The organism is Zwartia panacis (assembly GCF_030410395.1).
GTDB lineage: Bacteria > Pseudomonadota > Gammaproteobacteria > Burkholderiales > Burkholderiaceae_B > Zwartia > Zwartia panacis.
The window spans coordinates 21,047-29,836 of sequence record NZ_JAUHHF010000017.1 but is presented as its reverse complement, the minus strand read 5'-3'; the positions used below and the strand labels follow the sequence as shown (position 1 = coordinate 29,836).

8 protein-coding genes and 1 tRNA gene are annotated in these 8,790 nt (G+C 52.1%); all 9 read right to left on the bottom strand.

Going from position 1 to position 8,790, the window contains the following annotated elements:
* Window positions 1-177: 177 nt before the first annotated feature.
* The 9 genes from QWY30_RS15415 to aroC all read right to left on the bottom strand — a co-directional run bounded on the left by QWY30_RS15415 (window position 178) and on the right by aroC (window position 8,739).
* A tRNA-Val gene (locus QWY30_RS15415) sits at window positions 178-254 on the bottom strand.
* A gap of 24 nt (window positions 255-278) precedes the next feature.
* The gene (locus QWY30_RS15410) at window positions 279-1,022 is read right to left on the bottom strand and encodes a phosphoribosylanthranilate isomerase (RefSeq protein ID WP_290242516.1); all 744 of its coding nucleotides are present in this window, start codon (window positions 1,020-1,022) and stop codon (window positions 279-281) included.
* Window positions 979-1,821, bottom strand: coding sequence for a tRNA pseudouridine(38-40) synthase TruA (gene truA / locus QWY30_RS15405; RefSeq protein ID WP_290242514.1), 843 nt, complete (start codon window positions 1,819-1,821; stop codon window positions 979-981). Before truA ends, QWY30_RS15410 begins: the two co-directional genes overlap by 44 nt.
* 16 nt (window positions 1,822-1,837) lie before the next feature.
* Window positions 1,838-3,214 (bottom strand): type IV pilus assembly protein FimV, encoded by a 1,377-nt coding sequence (locus tag QWY30_RS15400; RefSeq protein ID WP_290242513.1) that lies wholly within the window; start codon window positions 3,212-3,214, stop codon window positions 1,838-1,840.
* A gap of 15 nt (window positions 3,215-3,229) precedes the next feature.
* Complete coding sequence (gene asd / locus QWY30_RS15395) at window positions 3,230-4,357, bottom strand: aspartate-semialdehyde dehydrogenase (protein WP_290242511.1); 1,128 nt, start codon at window positions 4,355-4,357, stop codon at window positions 3,230-3,232.
* Window positions 4,358-4,396: 39 nt separating this feature from the next.
* Window positions 4,397-5,473 (bottom strand): 3-isopropylmalate dehydrogenase, encoded by a 1,077-nt coding sequence (leuB, locus tag QWY30_RS15390; protein ID WP_290242509.1) that lies wholly within the window; start codon window positions 5,471-5,473, stop codon window positions 4,397-4,399.
* A gap of 56 nt (window positions 5,474-5,529) precedes the next feature.
* On the bottom strand, window positions 5,530-6,186 hold the full coding sequence (leuD, locus tag QWY30_RS15385; RefSeq protein ID WP_290242507.1) for a 3-isopropylmalate dehydratase small subunit: 657 nt from the start codon (window positions 6,184-6,186) through the stop codon (window positions 5,530-5,532).
* A gap of 6 nt (window positions 6,187-6,192) precedes the next feature.
* Window positions 6,193-7,596, bottom strand: a complete 1,404-nt coding sequence (gene leuC, locus QWY30_RS15380) for a 3-isopropylmalate dehydratase large subunit (RefSeq protein WP_290242505.1) — start codon at window positions 7,594-7,596, stop codon at window positions 6,193-6,195.
* 66 nt (window positions 7,597-7,662) lie between these two features.
* Window positions 7,663-8,739 carry a chorismate synthase gene (aroC, locus tag QWY30_RS15375; protein WP_290242503.1) on the bottom strand — a complete coding sequence of 359 codons (1,077 nt, stop codon included), beginning with the start codon at window positions 8,737-8,739 and terminating at the stop codon, window positions 7,663-7,665.
* Between the last annotated feature and the right edge of the window lie 51 nt (window positions 8,740-8,790).

Genomic DNA, 8,790 nt, shown 5'->3' with positions numbered 1-8,790 from the left:
TTAGGAACTTTGAGAATTACCGGCTCAGGGTCTTGGCCCACTGCGGTTGGAACGGCGTATTTAGCCGTATTTAATGAGTACTGATATTTAATGAATACTGCTCATCCCCCGATAATGGGGTAGAGCCGCTCGGGCACAAAAACAAAAAGCCCCTAGGGTGAATCACCGAGGGGCATTTGGTAGGCGGTATTGGAATCGAACCAACGACCTCCACGATGTCAACGTGGCGCTCTAACCAGCTGAGCTAACCGCCTGTAAAGATCAAGATTATATCGGTTTTATCCCTGAGATGTCAAAAGTGCTGAGCGATCCGCTTTTTCAACAGCAGAGACAAACGCATCAATGAGCGCTGCAGACTTAATACCAGGCTCAATCTCAACTCCACTGCTGACATCGACTGCCCAGGGCCGTAAACGGCGCACAGGATCTTCGAGGTTGCTTGCTTTCATTCCACCAGACAAAATCAGGGGTCGACTCTCGGATGGGGCAAGAGCGGTCAGGCCTATTAAAAGCCCATGATCAAAACTGTGTCCGCTTCCGCCGTAAGCTGGAGTGTAGCTGTCAAACAGCCAGGCGCATGCGGAGCGAAAACGCTGACATGCTGTCACCAAGCTTTGAGGTGTGTCCATGCCCGGGGCCCCTACTCGGAAAGCCTTGATGTAAGGCATATCAAACGACTCACAGAACTCAGGGGTTTCTTCTCCATGAAACTGCAAGAGTGTCGGTCGCATGACATTTAACACCTCATGGACAGTACTCGGCTCTGGATGAACAAATAACGCAACAGAACTGACGAAGGCAGGCAACTGACGCACCAGATCAGCGCCCTGCTGGGCCGTCACAAACCTTTTGCTACTAGGGTGAAAAACAAAACCCACGGCATCCGCGCCAGCATTGACAGCGCTATCTACATCCTCGATTCGTGTCATCCCGCAAATTTTAATTCTCGTACGCATCTTTTGGCCTTTTAATGCTTGATCAGACAACAACAGGTCCAGTCTTAAGAAATTCCAAACCGACATCACTTGGCGAGACGACAGGCAACTGAAAGTCAGGATAAGTCACATTCGTCAGATACAAACCATCTGCTGCGAATGTTGGAGCCCCCTTTGTGCGATCCCGCGCAACCAGTACCCGTTCAACATAATCCACAGTCTCGCGTCCCTGACCAACCTGAATGAGCGCTCCGATTATATTTCTCACCATATGGTGCAAAAATGCGTTCGCTCTCAGATGAACCAGAATGCGCGGCCCTTGCTGAGTAATTTCCAATCCAAGCATGGTTCTAACCGGTGATTTTGCCTGACACTGTGAGGATCTGAAACTACTAAAATCATGCTCACCCAGTAGACACACTGCAGCTTGCCTCATGGCTTCGACATCAAGGGGCTGAAATACCCATCCCGCACGACCATGCCACAACGGGTGACGTATACGTGAATTGATGATGACGTAGGTATAGTCCCGGGATGTCGCGGAAAACCGCGCGTGAAATTCTGCAGGAACCTGTTGTGCCCAAAGTACGGATATCGAAGCTGGCAAGTGCGCATTTGTTCCGCGCACCCAAGACTCTGGCGTTCGATTGACGGTGGTATCGAGGTGGATGACTTGATTGAGCCCATGAACACCCGTGTCAGTCCGTCCCGCACAGACAGTGCTGACCGGAGTTCCTACAAATGCTTCCAAGGCATTTTCAAGGGTATCTTGAACGGTTTGGGCATGCGGCTGTTTCTGCCAGCCTTGCCAAGATCTTCCATCATAGGCTATGCCTAGAGCAATACGATGGGTCGGCGTCTCGCCAGGGGAGACCTCAGTACCCATCGTTTGACTCAAGGGATCAGGCACCTGATCGAGTGGAAGCAGAATCCTTGGACGACTTGACATCATCGCTGGATAAATTCAAATCAATCGACTGAAGCTTCTGATCAAAGTCTGAGGCAAGTGTCGGGTTGGTTCGAGGCTCTTCGTCTGTTAGGCCTGACTGAGCATTGTGACCGGCACGTTTGAGCAGAAAAGCGATCAGTAAGGCAAGCAGCGCGGATATGCCTAATACAAAGCCCAAAATATGATCAGAAGCATATTGCTGAAGCTTTGCAAAACCTGTTTTAGCCTCACGAGCCGCATTCAGGCCAGGATCCTGTGTGGCTGCTGCAGTTGCGGAGGCGTTAGCACTTGAAACTGGATTGACCGCTTGAGTGGAACTGTTGGCTGAAGCGGCTGCTCCGGCACTCTGACTATTGCCAGCTAAAGCCTGGCTTTTTTGTAAAGCGTCCTTCAATTCCTCGACATTCTTTTGAAGGGCTTCTACACGTGATTGCATGTCGCGTAATTCATTTGCGTTCGCGACACGCGCATCGGCCTGTTGATCGGCAGGACTGGATGAATCCAGCCTAACTTGATCCCCGCTTTGTACAGGATTGGGATAAGCCTGTTGATTCGTCACAGAACCAGATTGCGTGGTAGGACTCGCAACGAGAGGAACAGCTGCGCTGACCTGCCCCGCACCACGTCGCGCTCTGAAAGTCTGATCATGTCGGGTGAACATTGAACGCGCATACTTGGCATCCACCGCACGTATTGTTGCAGCGTCAGGGATATTCAGGGTTGCACCCGCACGCAACAAATTCATATTTTCGGCGATAAAAGCCTGAGGATTCGCCTCATAAATGGCCCACATCACCTGATAGATATCAGCGCCTGATACCATTTTTGACAAAGCAATCGCATAAAGCGTATCGCCTCGCACCACATTCACAGATCCACCACCTGAAGCTTGGGACGCGCTAGTCAACACAAGATAGCTTGACTGAATGGAAGTCGTCCCCTCGGTAGTTTTCAGCCGAATCAGCACATCGATGACTGGACGATCAACCACCTGCGTCGAACGCAAAACAAGGGTGCGCGAACTAGGATCAAGGCCGGGCTCAACCGAAACAGATAAAGTTTCAATCGGGGCCGGCAAAGTTAAACCTGCCTGAGCCCATGACGCGGAATCAGCGATGCTCGCACTCAGGACCTTGAGATCGTCAGCCGTCAAACCTTTGACGGGCACCGATACCTGCAAAGGTGCGCCAGGGACTGAGCTCACCCGACCATGCCCAGGCTGCGCCGCTAAAGCTCCTGCTACCGAACCTAAAGATAATCCGATGCAAAGCAACAGGGATATTGCGACTCGTCCAGGAAAACTTGTGGATACATTCAATTGCCTTGGCATTTGCACATATCCCTTTTAGAGTTCGCCAAGTGTGATGCGCAACATCCGGCGCAATGGCTCAGCGGCCCCCCATAGCAACTGATCACCAATCGTGAATGCGCCAAGATACTCGGGACCCATGGAAAGCTTTCGCATACGACCCACAGGAATATCGAGGGTGCCTGTCACTGACACTGGAGACAAAGCTCGAAGAGTATCTTCTTTAGTGTTGGGAATGAATTTCGCCCAAGCTGTACCTTTTGACACGATGTCGGCGATCTCATCCATCGGCACATCGCGTTTGAGTTTGATCGTCAGAGCCTGGCTGTGGCAGCGCATCGCACCAATACGAACGCACAGACCATCGATCGGAATGGGGGTTGTACCGAAACCTTCGCCACGTCCGAGGATTTTATTGGTCTCGGCCTCACCTTTCCACTCTTCGCGTGACATGCCGTTACCGAGATCTTTATCGATCCAGGGAATCAAATTTCCAGCAAGAGGAATGCCAAAGTGCTCAGTCGGGAGCTGGCCAGACTGTTGAGTGGCCAGGACTTTGCGATCGATTTCAAGGATTGCAGAAGCAGGATCTGCGAGTTCTGTCTTGACGCTCGCATTGAGCAAGCCAAACTGAGTCAACAGTTCACGCATGTGCTGAGCACCACCGCCTGAAGCTGCCTGATAGGTCATACTCGTCATCCAGTCGATCAAGTCGTGCTTGAACAGACCTGCTAGACCCATCATCATGCAGCTGACTGTACAGTTTCCGCCAATATAGTCGCGCACGCCGCGCTGCAAAGCTGCATCAATCACATCGCGATTCACTGGATCAAGAACAATGATGGCATCATTTTTCATGCGCAGCGTACTCGCCGCATCGATCCAGATACCCGTCCAGCCCGCCGCACGTAACTTTGGATAAACCTCAGTGGTGTAATCGCCACCTTGTGCTGTCACGATAATCGGCAGTTTTTTTAAGGCTTCGATATCGTAAGCATTTTGCAAGGCAGTCGAACCTGCCCACTCAGGCGCGCGTCCTCCAGCATTACTGGTGGAGAAAAAAACGGGATCGATCAGACCAAAGTCACCCTCATCACGCATGCGCTGCATGAGAACGGAACCAACCATACCGCGCCAACCTACCAAACCGACCGATTTTTTCATTTCTACACAACCAGAAAAAGAGAATAAGTACTGTTTATTTTAGCCCAGCGCCTTGAGCACAGCATCGCCCATGGCTGCCGTACCGACTTTCGTGGTGCCAGGCTCATAGATGTCCGCTGTTCGATATCCTTGTTGAAGGACCTTTTGAACCGCCTGCTCAATCTTGTCAGCAAGAGAGGCGCTATCAAGTGAATAACGCAACATCATCGCTGCCGATAAAATCGTTGCAAGCGGATTGGCAATCCCCTTGCCCGCAATATCAGGTGCCGAGCCGTGACTGGGCTCATACAAACCTTGACCCGAGGCATTCAGAGAGGCGGAGGGCAACATTCCGATCGATCCCGTCAACATGGCGGCTTCGTCAGACAAAATATCTCCGAACAGATTTCCCGTCACAATGACATCGAACTCGCGCGGTGCACGCACTAACTGCATCGCCGCATTGTCCACATACATATGCGACAACGCGACATCAGGGTATTCCTTGGACACGTCGATCACGATGTCGCGCCAAAGCTGCGAAGTTTCGAGAACGTTCGCCTTATCAACACTGCAAAGCTTGCCTTGACGCTTCTGTGCAGACTGAAAACCAATATGCGCAATCCGACGAATCTCCGGCTCAGCGTAGCGCATTGTGTCAAAACCTTCTTTGGAGCCAGCATACGGACCATCAGATGCAGTACGAATACCACGTGGTGTACCAAAATAGATATCACCTGTGAGCTCGCGCAAAATCAGAATATCGAGACCCGAAACAATCTCAGGCTTGAGCGATGATGCATTGGCAAGCTCGGGATAAAGAACGGCAGGACGCAAATTGGCAAATAAACCAAGTGCCTTGCGAAGCCCTAAGATCGCCTGTTCGGGGCGATGCTCGCGAGGCAACTTGTCATATTTCCAGTCACCCACGGCACCAAACAAAATCGCATTGGACTCTTGAGCCAGCTTAAGCGTCGATGGAGGGAGCGGATGACCGTGCAAATCATAAGCCGTACCACCAACCGGTGCCTCATTTATTTCAAGAGACGGCGCAACCGTGCGCAACACACGAACGGCTTGCTCAATAATCTCCGATCCAATTCCGTCACCGGGTAATACTGCAATTTTTTTTGTCATCTTCGGCTCAACTTAAAAAAGTAAAGGGCCGGCGAGCCGGCCCGATCAACAGGTCGTTAGCGCGCACCAATCGGTACGACATCCAGCCAAGGATGGCGGGCTAAGCGTTCATTTTCGAAATTCCGAATCTTGTCGGCATGACGCAATGTCAAACCGATTTCATCCAATCCATTTAACAGACAGTATTTTCGATGCGCGGTGATGTCGAAGTGCATTGCACGTCCATCGGGAGCGATCACAACCTGCTTGTCAAGGTCAATGGTCAATTTGTACCCAACAAAGCCGCGCACCTCGTCGAACAATCGAGCCACTTCAAGCTCAGAAAGTACGATTGGCAAGAAGCCGGTCTTGTAACTGTTATTAAAAAAGATGTCCGCAAAAGAAGGTGCGATCACAGCGCGAAAACCGTATTGAGCCAACGCCCAAGGCGCATGCTCGCGACTCGAACCACAACCGAAGTTTTTACGACCCAACAGGATGGAGGCACCCTGATACCGTGAGTGGTTTAAAACAAAGTCGGGATTCAGCGGACGCTTGGAATTATCCATACCTGGTTCGCCGTGATCCAGGTAACGCAGCTCGTCAAACAGGTTAGGGCCGAAACCAGATCGTTTGATCGACTTGAGGAATTGCTTGGGGATGATCAAATCCGTATCGACGTTTTCGCGATCGAGCGGAGCAACAAGCCCTTGATGTGTTGTGAATTTGTCCATGTCTGCTTACCGGAAGTTACGTACGTCGACAAAATGGCCTGCAATTGCGGCGGCGGCAGCCATCGCAGGACTGACCAAATGGGTTCTGCCCCCCTGCCCTTGGCGACCTTCGAAGTTGCGATTCGAAGTTGAAGCACAGCGCTCGCCTGGTTCAAGCCTGTCGGCATTCATCGCCAAACACATGGAACAGCCTGGCTCGCGCCATTCAAAGCCCGCTTCGATAAATATTTTGTCAAGACCTTCGCGCTCGGCTTGCGCCTTGACGAGCCCCGAACCTGCGACCACCATCGCCTGACGGACGTTACTCGCGACACGCTTGCCCCGGGCAACTGCGGCTGCAGCGCGTAAGTCCTCGATGCGAGAGTTCGTGCAAGAGCCGATAAATACACGATCAATCTTGATGTCTTGAATCGCCGTATTGGGCTTGAGACCCATGTACTCGAGCGCGCGCTCCATACCACTACGACGAATTTCGTCCTTTTCACGCTCAGGATCTGGTACACGGCCCGTGACAGGCAAGACCATTTCAGGAGAAGTGCCCCAGGTGACCTGCGGAACAATCTGACGCGCATCGATTTCAACAACACGGTCGAAATGTGCGCCCTCGTCAGAGTGCAAAGTTTTCCAATAAGACACGGCCTGGTCCCACAAAGCGCCAGAAGGAGCAAAAGGACGGCCCACGAAATAATCAATCGTCTTTTGATCGACAGCCACCATGCCAGAGCGGGCGCCCGCCTCAATCGACATGTTGCACAGAGTCATGCGACCTTCGATCGACAAATCACGAATCGCACTGCCTGCGAACTCAATGGCATGCCCGGTACCGCCAGCGGTACCGATCACACCAATGATGTGCAAAATGATGTCCTTGGCCGTGCAACCAGCTGGCAAAGCACCTTCAACGCGCACAAGCATATTTTTGTTTTTCTTGGCTTGCAGAGTTTGGGTCGCCATCACATGCTCGACCTCTGAAGTACCGATACCAAACGCCAACGCCCCTACCGCGCCGTGTGTGCTGGTATGGGAATCGCCGCACACCACGGTCATTCCTGGAAGTGTTGCTCCCTGCTCAGGTCCGATCACATGAACAATGCCTTGGCGCAGGTCATTCATCCGGAATTCAATCACCTGATGCTTTTCGCAATTGGCGTCGAGCGTATCGACTTGCAGCTTGGAAATGGGATCGGTGATACCTTGGGCGCGATCAATCGTCGGAACGTTGTGATCGGCTACCGCGAGGTTGGCGTTCAGGCGCCATAATTTGCGTCCGGCCAAATCCAGACCCTCAAAAGCCTGAGGACTGGTGACTTCGTGCAAAAGATGTCTGTCGATGTATAGGATTGCGGTGCCGTCGGATTCTTCGTGAACCACATGGGCATCCCAAAGCTTATCGTATAAGGTTTTTTTCATAGCGCTGTCTCAGCCACACTCGTTGGATAGGTTTAGCTCTTGATTATGCCATAGCAGAAGAGGCAATTACCCCTTGTCGGAATCGTCGCCACACTGCGCGCGGTGCCGCAAGGCATGATCCGCCAAAATGATTGCTAATAGGGACTCGGCAATAGGCGTGGCACGAATGCCGACACAAGGATCATGTCGGCCCAAGGTCTGCACGGAAACGGGATTTCCTGCTCGGTCAATCGATCGGCGCTCTACCCGGATGCTGGAGGTCGGCTTAATTGCCAAACTGACCGTAATCGGCTGGCCGGTTGAGATACCACCGAGTACGCCACCGGCATGATTCGTGAGAAAACCGGTGGGAGTAATTTCGTCACCATGCTCGGAACCACGCTGAACGATGCTGTGAAAACCCGCGCCAATTTCAACGCCTTTCACGGCATTCAGACCCATCATGGCATGCGCAATATCTGCGTCAAGCCTGTCATAAATAGGTTCACCCCAACCCGCAGGCAAACCCTCGGCCACAACTTCGATACGAGCCCCCACAGAATCACCGTCTCTGCGCAACTGGTCCATGAAGGCTTCAAGTTGTTCTACCACCTCTGGGTCTGCGGAATAAAAAGGGTTGTGTGGGACATGATCCCAGCTTTTAAATGGCATCTGAATCGGCCCGAGCTGGCTCATGTAGCCACGTACCTTGATGCCGAAATGCTCGGACAACCATTTTTTTGCGATGGCTCCGGCAGCGACAGTCGGAGCAGTCAGACGTGCGGAAGATCTTCCTCCACCCCTGGGATCACGAATACCGTATTTTTTGAAATAAGCATAATCAGCGTGACCCGGCCTGAACGTGTCGGCAATCGCACTGTAATCTTTACTACGGGCGTCGACGTTTCTGATGAGCAACGCGATGGGTGTTCCCGTCGTTTTGCCTTCGTAAACACCCGACAAGATCTCCACCTGATCAGCCTCTTGCCGTTGTGTCACGTGACGAGACGTTCCTGGACGTCGTCGGTCAAGCTCAAACTGAATATCTTGCTCTGTCAGCGATAATCCCGGGGGACATCCGTCCACCACGCAACCAATAGCAGGCCCGTGGGACTCACCGAAATTGGTGACGCAGAATAATTTACCAAGAGTGTTGCCAGACATGGGTGAACAAACCGTCAAAGTTAGGGGCGACAAAAGAATTTGACGCGTCAA